This is a genomic window from Streptomyces sp. NPDC025651, from assembly GCF_055558735.1.
Window position 1 is genome coordinate 70,221 of the sequence record NZ_JBVHLZ010000007.1, and the last position, 20,546, is coordinate 90,766.

Sequence of the window (20,546 nt, forward strand, 5' to 3'; positions counted from 1 at the left end):
CGTTGTGTGAACGGCCGGGGAGGCAAAGAGGTGCCCGTGGCCGGATTGCCGGGCCACGAAGGCGCGCTACTGGCCGACTTCGCCGTACGCGGCGAGCAGCACCGCCGGGTCGGGGCCCTCCAGGACGGTCGGCTTGCCGAGGCCGTCCAGGACGATGAAGCGCAGCAGGTCACCGCGGGACTTCTTGTCGACCTTCATGGTCTCCAGGAGCTTGGGCCACTGGTCGTAGCGGTAGCTGAGCGGCAGCCCGACCGATTCCAGGACGGTGCGGTGCCGATCGGCGGTGGCGTCGTCCAACCGGCCCGCCAGACGGCCGAGTTCGGCCGCGAAGTGCATGCCGACGGAGACCGCGGCGCCGTGCCGCCACTTGTAGCGCTCGTTCTTCTCGATGGCGTGCGCGAGGGTGTGGCCGTAGTTCAGGATCTCCCGCAGGCCCGACTCCTTGAGGTCGCCGGAGACGACCTCGGCCTTGACCCTGATGGACCGCTCGATCAGCTCGGCCGTGTGCGGCCCGGCCGGGGTGCGCGCGGCCTGCGGGTCCTCCTCGATGAGCTCCAGGATCCGCGGGTCGGCGATGAAACCGGCCTTGATGATCTCCGCGAGCCCGGACACGTAGTCGTTCACCGGCAGCGAGTCGAGCGCCGCCAGGTCGCACAGCACGCCGGTGGGCGGGTGGAAGGAGCCCACCAGGTTCTTGCCCTCGGCGGTGTTGATGCCGGTCTTGCCGCCGACGGCCGCGTCCACCATGCCGAGCACGGTGGTCGGCACGGCGATCCACCGCACCCCGCGCAGCCAGGTCGCCGCGACGAACCCGGCCAGGTCGGTGGTGGCACCGCCGCCCACGCCCACGATGACGTCGCTGCGGGTGAAGCCGGACTGGCCGAGCGCCTTCCAGCAGTACGCGGCGACCTCGGCCGTCTTGGCCTCCTCGGCGTTGGGCACCTGGATGGCGACCGCCTCGTACCCCTGCTCTGCCAGGTCCTGGCGCAGCGCGTCGCCGGTCTCGGCCAGCGCCTCGGGGTGGATCACGGCGACCCGCATCACCTGGTCACCGATGAGGCCGGGCAGCTCGCCGAGGAGCTGCCGACCGACCAGGACCTCGTACGGATCCGAGCCGGCGGTGCCACCGACGTGGATACGGGTGGGGGTCTGCTCCGTCGTCATGCTTCCTTCAACTCCAGTGCGTCGAGGACCGCTTGGGCGACCTCTTCGGGGGTGCGGCCGTCGGTGGCGACGACCGCGCGGGCGACTTCCGCGTACAGATGGCGGCGGGCGTCCATCAGCTCGCGCCACTGCTTGCGCGGGTTGACCGCGAGCAGCGGGCGCGCCTGATTGAGGCCGGTGCGCTTGACGGCCTCCTCCACGTCCATCGAGAGATAGACGACGGGGTGCGCGGACAGCAGCGCACGCGTCGACTCGTCCAGGATCGCGCCCCCGCCGAGCGCGAGGACACCGTCGTGCTCGGCGACCGCGGCGCGCACGGCCTGCCGCTCCAGATCACGGAAGTACGGCTCGCCCTCGTCGACGAAGATGTCCGAGATCTCCCGGCCCTGGGCGGCGACGATGTCGGCGTCGGTGTCCCGGAACCCGGCACCGAGCCGCGCGGCAAGCAGCTCGCCGACCGTCGTCTTGCCCACACCCATCGGGCCGACGAGAACGATCTGCGGGCCGGTCACCGGATCTGCAGGTTGTCGAGGTAGGACTGCACGTTCCGCCGGGTCTCGGGCACGCTGTCGCCGCCGAACTTCTCCGCGACGGCGTCCGCGAGGACGAGCGCGACCATCGCCTCGGCGACGATGCCCGCGGCCGGCACCGCGCACACGTCGGAGCGCTGGTGGTGCGCCTTGGCCGCCTCACCGGTGGCCACGTCGATGGTGGCAAGGGCACGCGGCACGGTCGCGATCGGCTTCATCGCCGCCCGCACCCGCAGCAGCTCACCCGTGGTCAGACCGCCCTCGGTACCACCCGAGCGCCCGGTGGAGCGCTTGATGCCGTCCTCGGTCGTCACGATCTCGTCGTGCGCCTTGGACCCCGGCACCCGCGCCAGCTCGAAGCCGTCGCCGACCTCGACGCCCTTGATCGCCTGGATGCCCATGAGCGCGGCGGCGAGACGGGCGTCCAGACGCCGGTCCCAGTGGACGTGCGAGCCGAGGCCGACCGGCACTCCGTACGCCAGCACCTCGACCACACCGCCCAGGGTGTCGCCGTCCTTGTGGGCCTGGTCGATCTCGGCGACCATCGCCTTCGACGCGTCCGCGTCCAGGCAGCGCACGGGGTCGGCGTCCAGCTTCTCCACATCGGCGGGCGTCGGGTAGACGCCGTAGGGGGCCTTCGCCGCGGCCAGCTCCGTCACATGGCTGACGATCTCGATCCCGGCCGTCTCCTTGAGGTACGAGCGGGCAACCGCGCCCAGCGCGACGCGGGCCGCGGTCTCGCGGGCGGAAGCGCGCTCCAGGACCGGACGGGCCTCGTCGAAGCCGTACTTCTGCATGCCCGCCAGGTCCGCGTGGCCGGGCCGGGGCCGGGTCAGCGGAGCGTTGCGCGCGAGCTCGGCGAGCTCGGCCGGGTCCACCGGGTCGGCCGCCATGACCTGTTCCCACTTGGGCCACTCGGTGTTGCCCACCATGACCGCCACCGGCGACCCCATGGTCAGACCGTGCCGGACACCGCCCAGGAACGTGACCTCGTCACGCTCGAACTTCATCCGCGCGCCGCGACCGTAACCGAGCCGCCGCCGCGCCAGGTGGTCCGCCACCATGTCCGTCGTGATCGGCACGCCGGCGGGAAGCCCTTCCAACGTCGCCACAAGTGCGGGTCCGTGCGACTCCCCCGCGGTCAGCCAACGCAACCTGCTCAACGGTGCTCCTCATGCTCGCGCCTCGAACTGCTGTCTTCGACGGCGCGGCCGGGTGCGCGGCCCTGGCCCGCCTCCCCCGATCCTCCCACGACCGGGGGCGGGCCCCGGCGTCCGGTCCATCTGCCGGACGCCGTCGGACGCGGTCCTACCGTGCGGCGAGCGCGTGCTCCCCCGCCTTGCGCATGGCGCCGAGCGGCGCGGGGGCGTGGCCGGTCATCTGCTCGACCTGGAGCACCGCCTGGTGCACGAGCAGGTCGAGGCCGCTGACGACCGCCCCTCCGTACGCCGACCAGCGGGCCGCGAGGGCGGTGGGCCACGGGTCGTAGAGCACGTCGAAGAGCGTGGCGGGCCGCTCGGGCACGGCGGTCGAGAGGACATCCGTGGTCCCCGCGGGCGTCGTCGCGATCACCAGCGGCGCGCTCAGCGCCCGCTCGGCATCGGCCCAGTCCTCGGTCCGCACCTCGATGTCAAGGCGCTCGCCCCACTGCCGCATCTCGGCGGCACGGGCCTCGCTGCGTACGTACGCCACGACCTCACCCGTGCAGATCCGTGCGAGCGCGGCCAGGGCCGAGGACGCGGTGGCGCCCGCGCCGAGGACGGCCGCGGACTCCACCTCCTCGATCCCGCGCTCGCGCAGGGCGGCGACCATGCCGGGGATGTCGGTGTTGTCGCCGACCTTCCTGCCGTCCTCCGTGAACACGACGGTGTTCACGGCCTCGACGGACGCCGCGGTCTCACTGACCTCGTCGAGCAGCGGAATGATCGCCCGCTTCAACGGCATGGTCAGCGAAAGCCCCGCCCATTCAGGGCCGAGCCCTTCGATGAACCCCGGCAAAGCCGCCTCATCGACCTCGAAACGGTCGTACGTCCACGTGTTCAGCCCCAACTCCCCGTATGCGGCGCGATGCAGCACCGGGGAGAGGGAGTGGGCGATGGGTGAGCCGAGGACCGCGGCTCTGCGGCCGCTCTCAGTCGCCATTCTTCTGCCGATCATTGAACTTCTCGACCAGCTTTTCGTGCTCGGACAGCGTCTTGGTGAACTCGGTCTTCTTTCCGTCGATGGAAATGAAGAACATCCAGCCGCCGTCGTCCGGGTCCAGCGTGGCCTTCAGGGCATCGTCCCCCGGGTTTCCGATCGGTCCCGGCGGAAGGCCCTTGTGGTAGTAGGTGTTATACGGGTTGGGGTCGTTCCTGATCTCCGAGATCGGGATGTTGATCTCGCTCTGACCCTTGATGTAGTTGTACGCCGAGTCGAATTCGAGCTTCTGGTTGGTCACCGTGTTGGACGGCTTGAGGCGGTTGTAGACGACGGCCGCCATCTTCTTGAAGTCGTCGTGCGTCATGCCCTCGGCCTGCACGAGGCTGGCCACGGTGAGGACCTGCAACGGGTCCTTCAGATTCAGCTCGTCGGCCTTCGACTTGAGACCGAACTCGTCGTACTTCTCGTTCGCCTGGGCGACCATCTTCTTGAGGACGTCCTCGGGCTTCTGGCCCTTGGCGACCGGATAGCTGGAGGGGTAGAGGAATCCTTCCAGCGGGTCCTTGATGTCCTTGTTGGTATTGGCCCAGTCAGGCAGCCCGAGGCTCTTCCATTCCTTTTGGGCGACCTTTGCGGTGGTGCCCTTCTCCAGCTCAAGACGATTATCGATCTGCTGGTAGATCGCCGCGTTCCGCTTCCCCTCGGGAACGATGAGGTTATTGCGGCTCTTCGGGTCGAGCATCAATTCGACGGCGCTCGCAGCGGACATCTGTTTCTTCAGTACATAGACGCCCGCCTGAATCGACTTGCCCTGCGGATTCTGCCCCTGCGCGGAGACGAAGGCGTCGACGCTCTTGACGACTCCGGCGTCCTTGAGCTTCTGGCCGATCGCGTAGCCGCTGGAGTCCTTGGGGATGTCGACCGTGGCCGTCCCCGACCCCTCGCCCGCGTAGTCCGGCGCCGTGCCGAAACGGTCCTGGTAGAACTGGTAGCCGAAATAGCCGACGCCGCCGAGGCCGCCCGCGAAGACCAGCGTCACGACCAGGCAGGCGCAGCCGCTGCGGCGCTTCTTCGGTTTCTTTCCGCCGCGTCCGCCGCGACGGTCGCCGCGGCCACCCCTGCGGCCGGGCTCGTCGTCGTAGTCGTCATCGTCGTCCCCGCCACCGGCGAAGAACGCGTGCTCGCCCTGGTCGGGACCCGGGTCCCAGTCCTGCTCGGCCTCTTCGGAGGGCTCGGGAGCGGGCGGACGGCGGCGGCCCGGCGGCTCCGGCGGCGCATAGGCATCGGGCGTCGCGTAGTAGTCGGGGGCCTCCGCGCCATAGCCGCCCTGCTGGTTCCCATAGGGGTCCATCGGGTCGCCGCTGTAGGGGACCTGGTCCTGGCGGCCGGTGTCCCAGCCCCCCTCGTAGGAGCCGGGACCTCCGTTGTATCCGTGGTCGGGGCCGCCGTTGTAGCCCTGGGCGGGACCGCCGTTGTACTGCTGCTGGCCACCGTCGTACTGCTGCTGGCCGTAACCCTGCTGCTGACCGGTGTTCCAGTCACCGCCGTACTGCGACTGGTGCGGCGGCTGATGCTGATGCGGCTGCTGCGGGTGGTACTGCCCCTGGCCGCCGTAGGTGGACTGGCCGCCCGTGGGCGCCTGACCTCCCCATCCGCTGTCCCCGTACAACGGGTCCTCCGGATGCCACGGTTCGGAGCCTGGGCCCCGGCCATACTCAGTCATCGATCCCCTACATGCCGCGAGGCGGGGCCGCCGTCCGAGCAGTCGGGCAACCGTTCCGCCTCTTGATGCTGTGCGGCAGCTGTTCGAACGCCGCCGCATCGCGCGGAACGTTACCGTATCGCGATCAGATGACCACTTCGACGCCCTCGCCCGGAGCTTTACCTGACGCCCGTTCGGACTCCAGGGCCTGCTGAAGGATGATCACGGCCGCGGCCTGATCGATGACAGACCTGCCCTTTTTGGACTTCACGCCGGAGGCGCGCAGGCCCTGACTGGCCGTCACTGTGGTCATCCTCTCGTCCACGAGCCTCACCGAAATGGGGGCGACCATGCGGGCGAGCTCCTGCGTGAACGCACGGATCTTGGCGGCCGCCGGGCCCTCGCCCCCGTTGAGGGAGCGAGGGAGGCCGACGACGATCTCGATCGGCTCGTACTCGTCGACGAGCTGCTTCAACCGGCGCTGAGCGGCCGGGACATCGCGTCCCGGCACCGTCTCGACCGGTGTGGCGAGGATCCCGTCGGGGTCGCACGAGGCGACCCCGATCCGGGCGTCACCGACGTCGATGGCCAGACGCCGGCCCCTGCGCATGCCGTCAGCCGAATCGGACATCAGGCCGTCTCGGCGACGAGGCGCTCGACGGCGGCGACGGCCTCGGGGATGGCGGCCGCGTTCTGGCCGCCGCCCTGGGCGACGTCCGGCTTGCCGCCGCCACCGCCGCCGAGGGTCTTGGCCGCCGTACGCACCAGGTCGCCGGCCTTGAGGCCGCGCTCACGGGCGGCCTCGTTGGTGGCGATGACCGTGAGCGGCTTGTCGTTGGCCGTGGTGAACAGGGCCACGACGGCCGGGCGGTCGCCCTGGATGCGGCCGCGCACGTCGAGCACCAGCTTGCGCAGGTCGTCGGCGCCCGTGCCGTCCGGCACCTGGCCGGTGACCAGAGCGACACCACGTACGTCCTTGGCGCCCTCGACGAGACCGGCGGCGGCCGCCAGGACCTTCTCCGCGCGGAACTTCTCGATCTCCTTCTCGGCGTCCTTCAGCTTCGCGAGCATGCCGGAGATCTTCTCGGGGAGCTCCTCGGGACGGCCCTTGACCAGCTCCTGGAGCTGGGCGACGACCGTGTGCTCCTTGGCGAGGAAGTTGTACGCGTCGACGCCGACCAGGGCCTCGATGCGGCGCACGCCGGAGCCGATGGAGGACTCGCCGAGCAGCTTCACGAGGCCGAGCTGGGCGGTGTTGTGCACGTGGGTGCCGCCGCACAGCTCCTTGGAGAAGTCGCCGATGGTGACGACGCGCACGCGCTCGCCGTACTTCTCGCCGAACTCGGCGATGGCGCCGGACTTCTTGGCCTCGTCGAGCGACATGACCTCGGCCTGGACGTCCAGCTCGCGGGAGAGCACGTCGTTGATCCGCTGCTCGACGTCGGTCATGACCGAGCCGGGGACGGCGTTCGGCGAGCCGAAGTCGAAGCGGAAGCGGCCGGGCTGGTTCTCGGAACCGGCCTGGGCGGCCGTCGGGCCGAGCGCGTCGCGCAGCGCCTGGTGCGTCAGGTGCGTGGCGGAGTGGGCGCGGGCGATGGCGCGGCGGCGGTGGGCGTCGATCGAGGCCCACACCGGGGCGCCGACAGTGATCTCGCCGACCTGGACGACGCCCTTGTGGACGTGCACGCCGGGGACCGGCTTCTGCACGTCACGGACCTCGACGACGGCGCCGCTGTCCAGGCGGATGCGGCCGGTGTCGCCGATCTGGCCGCCGCCCTCGGCGTAGAACGGGGTGCGGTCGAGGACGATCTCGACCTCGTCGCCCTCGGTGGCGGCGGGCGAGGAGACGCCGTTGACCAGGAGGCCGACGATCACGGCCTCGTTCTCGGTGAGGGCGTAGCCGGTGAAGTCCGTGGCGCCGGAGGCGTCCGCGATCTCACGGTAGGCGTGCAGGTCGGCGTGGCCGGTCTTCTTGGCCTTGGCGTCAGCCTTGGCGCGGTCCCGCTGCTCCTTCATCAGGCGGCGGAAGCCGTCCTCGTCCACGGTCAGGCCCTGCTCGGCGGCCATCTCCAGGGTGAGGTCGATAGGGAAGCCCCACGTGTCGTGCAGCAGGAACGCCTTGTCGCCGGAGAGGACCTTGCCGCCGGCGGCCTTGGTCTCGGTGACGGCGGTGTCGAGGATGTTCGTGCCGCCCTTGAGGGCCTTGAGGAAGGCGGCCTCTTCGGCGAGCGCGACGGTCTCGATGCGCTTGCTCTCGGCGATGAGCTCGGGGTACTGCAGGCCCATCGTGTCGACGACGACGTCGATGAGGTCCTTGACGACCGGGCCCGTGGCACCGAGCAGGCGCATGTTGCGGATGGCGCGGCGCATGATGCGGCGCAGGACGTACCCGCGGCCCTCGTTGCCGGGCGTGACGCCGTCGCCGATGAGCATGGTCGACGTACGGATGTGGTCGGCGACCACGCGCAGGGAGACGTCCGAGCCGTGGTCGGCGCCGTAGCGCACGCCGGTCAGCTCGGTGGCCTTGTCCATGACGACGCGCAGGGTGTCGGTCTCGTACATGTTCTGTACGCCCTGCAGGATCATGGCCAGACGCTCGAGGCCGAGACCCGTGTCGATGTTCTTCGACGGGAGCTCGCCGAGGATCGGGAAGTCCTCCTTGCCGTCGCCGGCGCCGCGCTCGTACTGCATGAAGACCAGGTTCCAGATCTCCACGTAGCGCTCGTCGTTGACGGCGGGGCCGCCCTCTTCGCCGAACTCCGGACCCCGGTCGTAGTTGATCTCGGAGCACGGGCCGCACGGTCCGGGGACGCCCATGGACCAGAAGTTGTCCTTCTTGCCCAGGCGCTGGATGCGCTCCTTGGGGACGCCGACCACCTCGTGCCAGATGCGCTCGGCCTCGTCGTCGTCGAGGTAGACGGTGATCCAGAGCTTCTCCGGCTCCAGGCCGTAGCCACCGTCGGCCACGGAGCTGGTGAGCAGCTCCCAGGCCAGCTTGATGGCGCCTTCCTTGAAGTAGTCCCCGAAGGAGAAGTTGCCGCACATCTGGAAGAACGTGCCGTGGCGCGTGGTCTTGCCGACCTCTTCGATGTCGGGCGTACGCACGCACTTCTGCACGCTGGTGACGCGCGGGGCGGGCGGCTTGACCTCACCCAGGAAGTAGGGCTTGAAGGGGACCATGCCCGCGGGGACGAGGAGCAGAGTCGGGTCGTCCGCGATGAGCGACGCCGAAGGGACGACGGTGTGCCCGCGCTCCTCGAAGAAGCTCAGCCAGCGGCGGCGGATTTCAGCCGACTCCATCAGTGGTCCTCATTCCGGTTGTACGAGTACGTCGTGTTCTCGATGTACTTCGTCTTCTTGTCGATCTTGTTGTTGCTGTGGTTCTCGATGACCGCGAAGCGGCGCTGCGCGGGAAGCTCGGCATCGGGGTGGTCGTGCAGACCCAGCACCTCTCCCAGCTCCGCCTCGCGCTCGTTCATTCCGTCGCGGACATCGAGCGCGAAGTCCTTGAGCCGGTGACCCGCCTCGATCGCCTTGTTCGCGGCCTGCGCGGCAAGGCTTTCGGGGGTCAGCTGCTTGAGCTTGCGGTTGACCTTGGTGGTGGCCCATACGCCGGCGGCTGCGCCCGCGGTGAACCAGAACGTACGGCGGAACATCGCTGCGTCAGTCCTTCTTCCGCTTTCCCCGCCGTGCGGATGGGACGGTGCGGCCCACGATCACCGTACGACGGGACGGCTTGGCGGGCATTTCCTTCGCTTCGGGGCCTGCCTTGCGGCTGATGGCCCGGCGCACGCCGTAGCCGAACGCGGCCACCTTGACGAGCGGGCCGCCGAAGGTGGAGGCGACCGTCGTGGACAGCGCCGACGCGTTCGACGTGACCTCCTGGACGTCGGAGGCGATGGCGTCGACGCGGTCGATCTGCGTCTGCGCGGAGCGCACCGCGGTGGAGGCGTCTGCCAGCAGGGGGACCGCCTGCTCCGTCACGTCCGCGACGAGCTTGGTGGTCGCCCTGAGCGTCTGGGCCAGCCTCGCCAGTGCCACCGCGAGGAAGGAGACCAGGATCGCCCAGAAGACGGCCACCAGGATCCCGGCAACCTCTCCACCGGACACTTGGCACCGCTCCCTGAGACATCGTCGAGACATCGTCTCTGAACATCGAAAAGTCGTCCCCCGACCCTATCGCGCCGGGGCCGCGGGTCCGTACCGCATTCCCCCTCGCCGCAACAGGAGTTGCCCGAAGTGATTGTACGGACCGCATACGGATGAGTACGCTCCGTACCCCATGCGACCTCCTCAGCCCGGCAACCTCCCCCTGGAACTCAACGCCTTCGTCGGACGCTCCACCGAACTCGCCGCGCTGGCATCGGAGTTGGGGAGCGGGCGGCTGATCACGGTGACCGGGGTCGGCGGGGTGGGGAAGTCCCGGCTCGCCGTGCGGGCCGCGGCGAAGTGCTCGCCGCGGGACGGTGCCTGGCTGGTGGATCTCACGCCGCTGCGCGACGCCGATCTGCTGGAGCACGCCTTCGCCGAGGCGTTGGAACTGACGGACCACACGAGCAGGCCGCCGCGCGAGGTGCTGCTCGGGCACCTCGCCGGGCGGGAACTGCTCCTGGTCGTCGACGGCTTCGAGCATCTCGTCGACGACTGCGCCTCGCTGGTCCACGACCTTCTCGTGCGCTCCCCCGGCCTGCGGGTGCTGGCCGTGGGGCGCAGGCCCCTGGAGACCGACGGCGAGCGGCTCTTCCCGCTGGCGCCGATGCCCGCGACGGACGCGGCCGCGCTCTTCAGCGACCGGGCGGCGGCCGGTCTGCCCGGCTTCGCCCTGGACGACGGCAACCGCGAGGACGTCCTGGAGCTGTGCCGCCGCCTGGACGGCATCCCGCTCGCCGTCGAGCTGGCCGCGGGCCGACTGCGGGCGCTCTCCCCCGCGCAGCTGCTCTCCCGCCTCGGCGACCGTTTCCGGCTGCTCACCGGCGCCCGTCGCGACGTTCCACCACGCCATCAGACGCTGCGCACGGCCATCGGCTGGAGCCACGAGCTGTGCGCCCCGCGCGAGCGGCTGCTGTGGTCACGCCTCTCCGTGTTCGCCGGGCAGTTCGACCTGGAGGCGGTGGAGTACATCTGCGCCGGGGACGGGCTGCACGCCGACGACGTGCTCGACGTCCTGGAGGAACTGCTCGCCCAGTCCGTCGTGAACCGCGAGGAGGGCGCGTCGGGCGTGCGCTACCGCATGCTCGACACGGTCAGGGCGTACGGAGCCGAGTGGCTGGAGGCGACGGGCGAGAGCGTGCGGATGCGGCGCAGGCACCGCGACTGGTACATGGGGCTCGCCACCTGGTGCGAGCTGGACTGGTTCTCGCCGCGCCAGCCGGAGGTCGCCGCCCTCGTCGACGCCGAACTGCCCAATCTGCGCGCCGCGTTGGAGTTCTGCCTGACCGAGCGGGACGAGGCGCACCTGGGGCAGCACCTCGCCGGGACCCTGTGGTTCTACTGGGTCGGCTGCGGGCGGCTCGCGGAGGGCAGGCACTGGCTGGACCGGGCCCTCGAACTCGACGGCGGCCACGAGGACTCGCGGCTCAAGGCGCTGTGGGTGCTCGGCTACGTGGCGGTGCTCCAGGGCGACACGGTCGCCGCCCTCGCCGCGCTGCACGAGTGCCGTGACGGGGCGGAACGTTCGGGCAGCGCGATCGCCGCCGCCTACGCGGAGCACCGCATCGGCTGTCTGGCCCTGGTCACGGACGACATCCCGCGTGCGGAAACCTTGCTGCGCTCGGCCCTCGACCGCTACCGGGAGATCGGCGAGCTCAACAGCAACGTCCTGATGGGCCAGGTCGAGCTGGCCATGGCGCTCGCCTTCGGCGGCGAGCTCGACGACGCGGTGGAGCTCTGCGAGGACGTACGCCGGGTCTGCGAGGACCACGGCGAACGCTGGGCCCTCGCCTACGCCCTCTACGTGCTCGGCTTCGCGGCCTGGACCCGGGGCGAGGCGCGGACGGCGCGGGAGCTGCTCACCCGGTCCCTCGATCTCGACCACCGCTTCCACGACCTGCTCGGCACGGTCCTGTCCGTCGAGCTGCTCGCGCTGTTCACGGCGGCGGAGGGCGATCCCGCGGAGGCGGCGGTGCTGCAGGGCGCCGCGTCCCGCATCTGGCCCTCGGTGGGGCTGCCGCTGTTCGGCTCGGGCCACTTCGGCGCGCCGCACGCGCTGTGCGAGCGGCAGGCCCGCGAGGCGCTCGGCGACGAGCGGTACGAGGAGTGCGTGCGCGCGGGGGCGGGGCTCGGTCTGGACGAGGCGGTCTCCCGTGCGCTGCGCCACGACCCCGTGAACGACCGAACCCGCCGCCCGCCCCGCCGGGAAGGGCGGGGAGGCGACGGGCTGAAGCAGGGTGAGCTACGTCCGGGTCAGCGGGCGTAGTACTCGACGACGAGCTGCTCGTCGCAGATCACGGGGATCTCCTTGCGGTTCGGGTCGCGGTCCAGACGGAAGGCCAGGGCCTTCAGGTTCACCTGGAGGTAGCGCGGGGTCTCGCCGTCGGGGGCGAAGCCACCCTCGCGCGCGACCTGGAACAGCGGCTTCTCGCGGCTGCGCTCGCGGACCATGACGACGTCGTCCGGCTTGACGCGGAAGGACGGCTTGTCGACCTTCTGGCCGTTGACCTCGATGTGGCCGTGCACGACCATCTGGCGGGCCTGGTAGATCGTGCGGGCGATGCCCGAACGCAGAACCAGGGCGTCGAGACGACGCTCCAGCTCGATGACCAGGGCCTCACCGGTCTTGCCCTGCGTCTTGGCGGCACGCTCGTAGGCGCGGACGAGCTGGCGCTCGGACACGTCGTACTGCGCGCGCAGACGCTGCTTCTCGAGCAGACGGACCTTGTAGTCCGAGTTCTGCTTGCGCCCACGGCCGTGCTCGCCCGGCGGGTAGGGGCGGGCCTCGAAGTACTTGACGGCCTTCGGGGTCAGCGCGATGCCGAGGGCACGCGACTTCTTGACCTTGGGGCGGGACTGGTTCGGCATGAACCAACCTCTCTGTTCTGTGTGAAATCGGCTTCACCAGTGGTTAGGGGAGGTCGCATCCGCAGCCTGGGAAACCTCGTGGTCCGGGGCTCGAAAGCCATGGGCCGTGAGGCAGCCGCTCCCTGGTCTGGGCACTATGTGCAGCACGCGAGTGGCCCACCGACCGATTCCCGGGGCTCCGGGGTGGTGGTGGGCTGCCCGCGACACCTTCGACGGTGCGCGACGCTCCTGGATCCCCTTGCCTCGCGGCGGTGGGGTTCCGGCTGGATGTCCCGTTCTGGTGGTGCCGGTACGAGACCGGACACGGGACGCAGCACTTCGGGCAAGTGTACCGGGTGCGGCGACGTGCCTCAGCCGCAGGTGGCGAGGAGGTCCTGGAGGGCCAGCTTCTCGGGGGCGGTGACCGTCAGGCCGTACTTGGCCTTGATGCCGGTCCAGCGGCGCCCGTACTCGCACCAGTATTCCTTGCGGGGCGGCTTCCACTTGTCGGGGGTGAGGCTGCTCTTCTCGTGGTTGGTTTCCTTGTCGGCGGCGAGCAGGACGTCCAGGTCGTTGGCGTAGGTCAGGCGCCGCTCGGGGGTCCAGGACCAGGCGCCGGCCCGCCAGGCGGCGCCGAGCGCGACGACGTGGTCGGTCTGGATCTGGGAGGCCCTGCGGTAGGAGTAGGGCAGCTCTTTGCCGGTGTACGGGTCGGTCAGGGTGCCGGAGAGCACGACACAGGGGTTGCGGTCGCCCTCGCGCAGGTTCTTCAGGTCGCGTCTGAGGACGTCGTCCCGGGTGTCGCAGCCGTTGCGGCCGCCGGGGGCGTCGACGGCGTCGGACCAGGTCTCGCCGAACTCGGAGCGTTTATACGTCTGCCAGTTCCTGCCCCGGGCGACGGTGAGCCGGGCCAGCTGGTCGCGGGCCAGGGCGGCGGTGGGCGGGAAGCCGGGGCTGACGAGGGTCGCCGCGGGCTTGGTGACCGTCGACGGCGGGGGCGTCGTGCGGCGGGGGTCCGCGCGCTCCAGCTGCGGCGGCGTGCAGGCCGCAGCCACGGCGGCAAGGACGAGCAGCGCCCCCGCGACGGTTCCGGCAGCTCTGCCCATGGCGCCGAGCGTAGGCGGCGGGGCCGGGGCTCGCCTGTCGGCTGAACCTGATTCGCCGGGGTTCGGATGCGCCCCGAAGGGGCGCGGGGAACTGCGCGACCAGCCACGACGCGCCCGCAGAAACAGACCACAGGCCCCGCAGAGCGCTCAGCTCTCGGGCTGCTCCCCCTTGAGCCGCGCACGGACCCGCTCGACCACGTCGGCGTACCGCGCCTCCGCCCCGTACCGAGTGGGTTGGTAGTACCGCTTGCCCTCGATCGCGTCCGGCGCGTACTGCTGGGTGGCGATGCCGCCGGGGACGTCGTGGGGGTACACGTACCCCTGGGCGTGGCCGAGCTTGGCCGCGCCCTTGTAGTGGCCGTCGCGCAGGTGGGGCGGGACCGGTCCCGCGAGGCCGCCGCGGACGTCCGCCTGGGCCTGCTGGATCGCGAGCGTCGCGGCGTTCGACTTCGGGGCGAGGGCGAGCGCGATCGTCGCGTGGCTGAGGGTGAGCGCCGCTTCCGGGAAGCCGATCATGGCGACGGCCTGGGCGGCGGCGACCGCGGTGGGCAGGGCGGTCGGATCGGCGAGGCCGATGTCCTCGCTCGCGGAGATCATCAGGCGGCGGGCGATGAAGCGGGGGTCCTCACCCGCCTCGATCATGCGGGCCAGATAGTGCAGGGCCGCGTCCACGTCCGAACCGCGGATGGACTTGATGAGGGCGCTCGCGACGTCGTAGTGCTGGTCGCCGTCCCTGTCGTACTTCACGGCGGCCCGGTCGACCGACTCCTCCAGGGTCTGGAGGGTGATCTCCTTCTCGCCCTTGGCGAGGGCCGATCCCGCGCCCGCCTCCAAAGCCGTCAGCGCGCGCCGGGCGTCCCCGCCCGCGATGCGCAGCAGGTGCTCCTCGGCCTCCGCCGGAAGCTCGACGGCGCCGCCGAGGCCCCGCTCGTCGGTGAGCGCCCGGCGCAGCAGGCCGCGCAGGTCGTCGTCCGTGAGCGGTTCGAGGGTGAGCAGCAGGGAGCGCGAGAGCAGCGGGGAGATGATCGAGAAGTACGGGTTCTCGGTGGTCGCCGCGATCAGCGTCACCCAGCGGTTCTCGACGGCCGGGAGCAGGGAGTCCTGCTGGGCCTTGCTGAAGCGGTGGATCTCGTCGAGGAAGAGGACGGTCTCCTTGCCGTGACCGCCCATCGCCCTGCGGGCGCCGTCGATGACCGCGCGCACTTCCTTCACGCCCGCGGTGATCGCGGAGAGCTCGACGAAGCGCTTGTTGGTGGCTTTGGAGACCACGTACGCAAGGGTGGTCTTGCCGATGCCCGGCGGGCCCCACAGGAACACCGAGGACGGTCCCGCCGGGCCGCCGCCGCCCTCGCCGACCAGGCGGCGCAGGGGCGAGCCCGGCTTCAACAAGTGCTGCTGGCCGACGACTTCGTCGAGGGTGCGCGGGCGCATCCGGACGGCCAGGGGACTGCTGGACGGGTCCTTCTCCTGGCGGTCTTCGGCTGCGGCGGTGAACAGGTCGGGCTCCACGTCCAGAACCCTATGTCACCCCACTGACAATCACTCCAGGCGCTGCTCAGGCACTGCTCAGGCACTGCTCAGAAACGCTGCTCAGAACCTGGTCAGGCCCAGAGGTCCGCGCCCCACCGCGTGAGGATCAGCATCGCGATGACGCCGGTGTGCATCACCGGCAGCGCCCAGGTGAAGTCCTCCAGGAAGCTCCTGGCCCAGCGCGGCGCGGGCAGGAAGCCGTTGCGGATGTTGAAGGACGTGACGTACCAGAACATCAGGAGCGTGGCGACCCAGGCCAGGCAGCACCACAGGCAGAGCGCGTTGATGTGGTACAGCGACTGGATCATCAGCCAGGTGCAGAATCCGACGCCGAACAACGTGCCCGCGTTGAAGGTGAGCCAGTACCAGCGCGGGAAGCGGGCGCCGGCGAGCAGGCTCATGCCGACGCAGACCACGATGCCGTAGGTGACCAGGCCCAGCATCGGGTTCGGGAAGCCGAAGGCCTCCGCCTGCTCGCTCTTCATGATGCTGCCGCACGCGACCACGGGGTTGATGCTGCAGCCCGGCTGGAAGTTCGGGTCCTTCAGGAGCTCGAACTTGTCCAGGGTGATGATCCAGGAGGCGAGCAGACCGGCCGCGCCCGTGATCACCAGAAGCACGGCGAGCGCGCGACTGCCGCCGACCGCGCCGGGAGAGTCCTTCTGCTCCTGGCCGTCGTCGAGGGCGTCGTCCTTCGCTGACATCGTTTTGCTCATCACGCCGTTCCGTCGCTTGTGGTGGCCTGCGGGCAGGGACATTGTGCCGCACGCGCGCGTGTGTCCACCGTTCGATGGACATAAGGAAGACGGACATAAGGAAGTACCCCGCGGAGGCCCCCGGCGTTCGGGCGGGCGGAACGCTCGACGGCATGACAGCACAGGGATACGAACTGGCCGGGGGCGTGCGGGGGCCGCGGCCCGCGCGCTCCCGAAGGACCTGGCCCGTGGTGAACCGACCGAAACGCCGGAGGGGCTGGATCCTCCAGCCCCTCCGGCGTTCACGCGAGATGTGTCAGCCGAGCTTCGCCGTCAGCTTCGCGACGATCTCGTCCACCGCGACCGCCTCCTGCTCGCCGGACTCCATGTCCTTGAGCTGGACGACGCCCTCGGCGAGGTCACGCTCGCCCGCGACGACGGTGAAGCGCGCGCCGGAGCGGTTGGCGTTCTTCATCGCGCCCTTCAGGCCCTTCCCGCCGTACGAGAAGTCGGCCGCGATCCCGGCCTTGCGCAGCTCGGTCACCTTGGCGAACAGGACACGGCGGGCCTCGTCGCCCAGCGGCACCGCGAACACGCTGGTGGACGCGGGCAGTTCGAGCTCGACGCCCTCCGCCTCCAGGGCGAGCACCGTGCGGTCCACGCCGAGCGCCCAGCCGACCGAGGGCAGCGAGGGGCCGCCGATCATCTCGGACAGGCCGTCGTAGCGACCGCCGCCGCCGACCGCGGACTGCGAGCCGAGGCCGTCGTGCACGAACTCGAAGGTGGTGCGCGTGTAGTAGTCCAGGCCGCGGACCAGCTTCTCGTCGTCCTCGAAGGCGACGCCCGCCGCCGTGACCAGCTCGCGGACCTGCTCGTGGTACTCCTTGCAGGCGTCGCACAGGTAGTCGCGCAGCGAGGGCGCGCCCACCAGCTGCTTCTGGACGTCGGCGCGCTTGTCGTCGAGGACGCGCAGCGGGTTGATGTCGATGCGCCGACGCGTCTCCTCGTCCAGGTCGAGCCCGCGCAGGAAGTCCTGGAGCGCGGCGCGATAGACGGGGCGGCACTCCTTGTCGCCGAGCGAGTTGAGCAGGATGCGGAAGTTCCGCAGGCCGAGGGTGCGGTACGCCTGGTCGGCCAGGATGATCAACTCGGCGTCCAGCGCCGGGTCCTCGGCGCCGATCGCCTCGGCACCCACCTGGGAGAAGTGCCGGTACCGGCCCTTCTGCGGGCGCTCGTAGCGGTAGTAGGAGCCCGAGTACCAGAGCTTGACGGGCAGGTTGCCCGCCTTGTGGAGGTTGCCCTCCAGCGCCGCGCGCAGCACGGACGCGGTGCCCTCGGGACGCAGGGCGAGCTCGTCGCCGCCCTTGGTCGTGAAGGCGTACATCTCCTTGGTGACGATGTCGGTCGACTCACCGACACCGCGCGCGAAGAGCTCGACGTTCTCAAAGCCGGGCGTCTCGATGTAGCCGTAGCCGGAGTTGCGCAGCGGCGCGGCGATGGCCTCGCGGACCGCCAGGAACTTCGCGGAGTCCGGCGGAAGCAGGTCGTAGGTGCCCTTGGGGGCCTTGAAGGTGCTCACGGTTGTTCTCTCGTCACATTCCTCGTCGCGGGGCGGACGTCTGGTCCGCACTGTGGCCTCGACGGACAGCGGCCACCTGCCGCAGATACGGGTTGGTGGCGCGCTCCTGGCCGATGGATGTCTGGGGACCGTGGCCGGACAGGACCACGGTCGAGTCGTCGAGCGGCAGGCACACGCGGGCCAGGGACTGAAGGATCTCGGCGTGGCTGCCACCGGGCAGGTCGGTGCGTCCGATGGAGCCGGCGAAGAGCAGATCGCCCGAGAAGAAGACCGAGGGGATCTCCTGGGTCTCGGGCATCTGGAAGGTCACCGACCCCTTCGTATGGCCCGGCGCGTGCGCGACGGAGAAGTCGAGGCCCGCCAGCTTCAGTTCGGCGCCGTCGGTCAGCTCCCGCATGTCGTCGGGCTCCCCCACCGTGAGCTCGCCCATGAGCGGCATCCCGATGGAGCGGCCGAGGGCCTTCTCGGGGTCGCTCATCATGTACCGGTCGGAGGGGTGGATCCACGCGGGTACGTCGTGCGCTCCGCACACCGGGACGACCGAGGCGACATGGTCGATGTGGCCGTGGGTGAGGATGACCGCGACGGGCTTGAGCCGATGCTTCTTGAGTGCGTCCTCGACTCCCTGGGCGGCCTGATGGCCCGGGTCGATGATCACGCACTCCTCGCCTGCGGCGGGGGCGACCAAGTAGCAGTTGGTGCCCCAGGCCCCGGCGGGGAACCCGGCAATGAGCACGATCGTCCTTCGTTCGTCGTCCGGCGGGGGCGCCGCGGCCCCTTGCGGGAGATCGCGGCAGATCAGAGCCTACCGGCGCTGCCGATTCCACAGCTAACCCATATACGGTACGGGTCGACTCAGGCGGTCACCCAGGAAGGGGAGAGAACCCGGTGGTCAGCAACGAGCAACGGCGGCGGCAGCTCGCCCGCGAGAAGTTGGCGCGTCAGCAGCAGCGGCGCGAGGCCGCGCGGCGCAGGGCGCGGGCGCGCAACGCGGTGATCGCGGGGGCGCTCGCGGTGATCGTGGCGGGCGCCGCGGTCTCGTACGCGGCGGGCGCCTTCGACGGGGACGACACGTCGGACCAGGCGAGCACGCGGCCCAGCAGCACTCCCCCGAAGGACCCGTGCGAGCAGGCGGCGCCCGGCAAGGTGAAGCCGCTCAGCTTCAAGAAGGAGCCGGCGCTCACCGTCGACAAGTCCGCCGACTACACGATGGACCTGAAGACGACGTGCGGGGACATCGGCATCGACCTGGACGCGGCGAAGGCTCCGCACACCGTGAACTCGTTCGACTTCCTGGTGAACAAGGGCTACCTCGACCACACCAAGTGCCACCGGCTGACCACGGGAGGCATCTACGTCCTGCAGTGCGGCGACCCGAAGGGCACCGGCGAGGGCGGCCCCGGCTACTCGATCCCGGACGAGAACCTGAAGGACAAGCGTCTGAAGGGGAACGTGTATCCGGCGGGGACGGTCGCCATGGCGAACCAGTACAACGCCAAGGCGAAGAAGGGCCGCGACACCGGCGGCAGCCAGTTCTTCCTCGTCTACCAGGACAGTCAGCTGCCTCCCGATTACACACCGTTCGGGACCATTTCCGATTCCGGGATGAAGGTGCTCAAGAAGATCGCCGCCGCCGGTGAGAGCAGCGGGCAGGGCGACGGTGCCCCGAACGCGACGGTCGTCATCGACAAGGCGACCGTCACGAAATCCTGACCGCCGCCGGGCAAACTTCGGTCGTGCGGGATGCGGACAGCCGACCCGCCGGTCGCCTATGTTGGCGGAGACGAAACTGTGGACGATGCCGGGGGCCCCGAGGCCCTGCGCAGGCATCATGTGGAGGAGGCGCTGTGAGCAGCGACCCGTGGGGCCGCGTCGACGAGACGGGGACCGTGTACGTGCGTACGGCCGACGGCGGCGAGCGAGTGGTCGGTTCGTGGCAGGCAGGATCTCCCGATGAGGCCCTCGCTTACTTCGAGCGCAAGTACGACGGTCTGGTCGTCGAGATCGGACTTCTCGAGCGCCGGGTGAAGACGACCGACCTGTCGGCCAAGGACGCCATGACCGCCATCGACCACCTGCGCCAGCAGGTGGACGAGGCACACGCGGTCGGCGATCTGGACGCCCTCAGCAAGCGGCTCGACAAGCTCGTGGAGAGCGTCGAGGCGCGCCGCGAGGAGCGCAAGGTCCAAAAGGCCAAGCAGTCCGACGAGGCGCGGCACGCCAAGGAGGCCCTGGTCGCCGAGGCCGAGGAGCTGGCCCAGAGCGAGCAGTGGCGGGCGGCCGGCGAGCGGCTGCGGGCCCTGGTGGACACCTGGAAGGGTCTGCCGCGCCTGGACCGCAAGTCGGACGACGAGCTGTGGCACCGCTTCTCGCATGCCCGCTCGGCGTTCTCCAAGCGGCGCAAGGCGCACTTCGCGTCGCTGGACGCCCAGCGCGAGGAGGCCCGCAAGACCAAGGAGAAGCTGGTCGGCGAGGCCGAGGCGCTGTCCGACTCGACGGACTGGGGCCCGACGGCCGCGCGGTACCGCGAGCTGATGGCCGACTGGAAGGCCGCGGGCCGCGCCCAGCGCGAGCACGAGGACGACCTGTGGAACCGCTTCCGCGGCGCCCAGGACGTCTTCTTCGCGGCGCGCAGCGCGGTCTTCGCGGAGCGCGACGCCGAGCAGGGCGAGAACCTCAAGCTCAAGGAGGAGCTTGCTGACGAGGCCGAGAAGCTCGTCCCGGTGACGGACCTGAAGGCGGCCCGTGCCGCGTTCCGCTCCATCAACGAGCGCTGGGAGGCCATCGGCCACGTCCCGCGGGACGCGCGCCCGAAGGTCGAGGGCCGTATGCACGCGGTCGAGCGGGCGCTGCAGGAGTCCGAGGAGGCCGAGTGGCGCCGGACGAACCCGGAGGCACGCGCGCGTGCCGAGGGCCTCACCGGTCAGCTGCAGGCGGCCGTGGACAAGCTCCAGGGCCAGATCGAGGCCGCGCGCGCCGCGGGCAACACCTCGAAGGCCGACAAGCTCCAGAAGGAGCTCGACGGTCGCCAGGCGCTGCTCGACCAGGCGCTGAAGGGCCTGCACGAGTTCGGCGGCTGAGCCTCGCGGGCATGCGCGACGG

General features: G+C 70.3%; 18 protein-coding genes. 3 read left to right on the forward strand and 15 right to left on the reverse strand.

The features are described from left to right. Window positions 1-66: 66 nt before the first annotated feature. The 9 genes from aroB to ACZ4D5_RS24410 all read right to left on the reverse strand — a co-directional run bounded on the left by aroB (window position 67) and on the right by ACZ4D5_RS24410 (window position 9,648). Window positions 67-1,164, reverse strand: a complete 1,098-nt coding sequence (gene aroB, locus ACZ4D5_RS24370) for a 3-dehydroquinate synthase (protein ID WP_467774520.1) — start codon at window positions 1,162-1,164, stop codon at window positions 67-69. After that, on the reverse strand, window positions 1,161-1,643 hold the full coding sequence (locus ACZ4D5_RS24375; protein WP_467774881.1) for a shikimate kinase: 483 nt from the start codon (window positions 1,641-1,643) through the stop codon (window positions 1,161-1,163). The genes aroB and ACZ4D5_RS24375 overlap by 4 nt, the downstream gene beginning before the upstream one ends. A 29-nt stretch (window positions 1,644-1,672) precedes the next feature. Beyond that, window positions 1,673-2,857: a chorismate synthase gene (aroC, locus tag ACZ4D5_RS24380; protein ID WP_467774521.1), complete on the reverse strand. Its 1,185-nt coding sequence runs from the start codon at window positions 2,855-2,857 to the stop codon at window positions 1,673-1,675. Window positions 2,858-3,002: 145 nt separating this feature from the next. Beyond that, a complete protein-coding gene (locus ACZ4D5_RS24385) occupies window positions 3,003-3,836 on the reverse strand; it encodes a shikimate dehydrogenase (protein WP_467774522.1) in 834 nt (277 codons plus the stop codon). Continuing rightward, window positions 3,826-5,559: an endolytic transglycosylase MltG gene (mltG, locus tag ACZ4D5_RS24390; protein WP_467774523.1), complete on the reverse strand. Its 1,734-nt coding sequence runs from the start codon at window positions 5,557-5,559 to the stop codon at window positions 3,826-3,828. Before mltG ends, ACZ4D5_RS24385 begins: the two co-directional genes overlap by 11 nt. A gap of 124 nt (window positions 5,560-5,683) precedes the next feature. Continuing rightward, window positions 5,684-6,169, reverse strand: coding sequence for a Holliday junction resolvase RuvX (gene ruvX / locus ACZ4D5_RS24395; protein ID WP_467774524.1), 486 nt, complete (start codon window positions 6,167-6,169; stop codon window positions 5,684-5,686). Continuing rightward, on the reverse strand, window positions 6,169-8,838 hold the full coding sequence (alaS, locus tag ACZ4D5_RS24400; RefSeq protein ID WP_467774525.1) for an alanine--tRNA ligase: 2,670 nt from the start codon (window positions 8,836-8,838) through the stop codon (window positions 6,169-6,171). Before alaS ends, ruvX begins: the two co-directional genes overlap by 1 nt. Then, a complete protein-coding gene (locus ACZ4D5_RS24405) occupies window positions 8,838-9,194 on the reverse strand; it encodes a DUF6167 family protein (protein WP_467774526.1) in 357 nt (118 codons plus the stop codon). Before ACZ4D5_RS24405 ends, alaS begins: the two co-directional genes overlap by 1 nt. Before the next feature lie 7 nt (window positions 9,195-9,201). Beyond that, window positions 9,202-9,648: a DUF948 domain-containing protein gene (locus ACZ4D5_RS24410; RefSeq protein WP_467774527.1), complete on the reverse strand. Its 447-nt coding sequence runs from the start codon at window positions 9,646-9,648 to the stop codon at window positions 9,202-9,204. A 172-nt stretch (window positions 9,649-9,820) separates the two neighbouring features. Here ACZ4D5_RS24410 and ACZ4D5_RS24415 point away from each other — a divergent pair, with 172 nt between their 5' ends. Next, a complete protein-coding gene (locus tag ACZ4D5_RS24415) occupies window positions 9,821-11,953 on the forward strand; it encodes an ATP-binding protein (protein WP_467774528.1) in 2,133 nt (710 codons plus the stop codon). On the opposite strand, the gene rpsD is transcribed toward ACZ4D5_RS24415, so the two are convergent. The 6 genes from rpsD to ACZ4D5_RS24445 form a co-directional block, all read right to left on the reverse strand. After that, entirely contained in the window at window positions 11,941-12,555 is a 615-nt protein-coding gene (gene rpsD / locus ACZ4D5_RS24420; protein WP_055698916.1) for a 30S ribosomal protein S4, read from the reverse strand. The two genes, ACZ4D5_RS24415 and rpsD, sit on opposite strands and share 13 nt — an antisense overlap. Window positions 12,556-12,905: 350 nt before the next feature. After that, a complete protein-coding gene (locus ACZ4D5_RS24425; RefSeq protein ID WP_467774529.1) occupies window positions 12,906-13,640 on the reverse strand; it encodes an HNH endonuclease family protein in 735 nt (244 codons plus the stop codon). Window positions 13,641-13,787: 147 nt separating this feature from the next. Next, window positions 13,788-15,149 (reverse strand): replication-associated recombination protein A, encoded by a 1,362-nt coding sequence (locus tag ACZ4D5_RS24430; protein WP_467774530.1) that lies wholly within the window; start codon window positions 15,147-15,149, stop codon window positions 13,788-13,790. Window positions 15,150-15,241: 92 nt separating this feature from the next. After that, window positions 15,242-15,874, reverse strand: coding sequence for a vitamin K epoxide reductase family protein (locus ACZ4D5_RS24435; protein ID WP_467774531.1), 633 nt, complete (start codon window positions 15,872-15,874; stop codon window positions 15,242-15,244). Window positions 15,875-16,181: 307 nt separating this feature from the next. Continuing rightward, complete coding sequence (hisS, locus tag ACZ4D5_RS24440) at window positions 16,182-17,444, reverse strand: histidine--tRNA ligase (RefSeq protein ID WP_467774532.1); 1,263 nt, start codon at window positions 17,442-17,444, stop codon at window positions 16,182-16,184. 13 nt (window positions 17,445-17,457) lie between these two features. After that, a complete protein-coding gene (locus tag ACZ4D5_RS24445; RefSeq protein ID WP_467774533.1) occupies window positions 17,458-18,180 on the reverse strand; it encodes an MBL fold metallo-hydrolase in 723 nt (240 codons plus the stop codon). Between the two features lie 152 nt (window positions 18,181-18,332). On the opposite strand from ACZ4D5_RS24445, the gene ACZ4D5_RS24450 reads away from it, so the two are divergent. After that, window positions 18,333-19,157: a peptidylprolyl isomerase gene (locus ACZ4D5_RS24450; RefSeq protein WP_467774534.1), complete on the forward strand. Its 825-nt coding sequence runs from the start codon at window positions 18,333-18,335 to the stop codon at window positions 19,155-19,157. Window positions 19,158-19,291: 134 nt separating this feature from the next. Continuing rightward, on the forward strand, window positions 19,292-20,524 hold the full coding sequence (locus tag ACZ4D5_RS24455; protein WP_467774535.1) for a DUF349 domain-containing protein: 1,233 nt from the start codon (window positions 19,292-19,294) through the stop codon (window positions 20,522-20,524). Window positions 20,525-20,546: the final 22 nt, after the last annotated feature.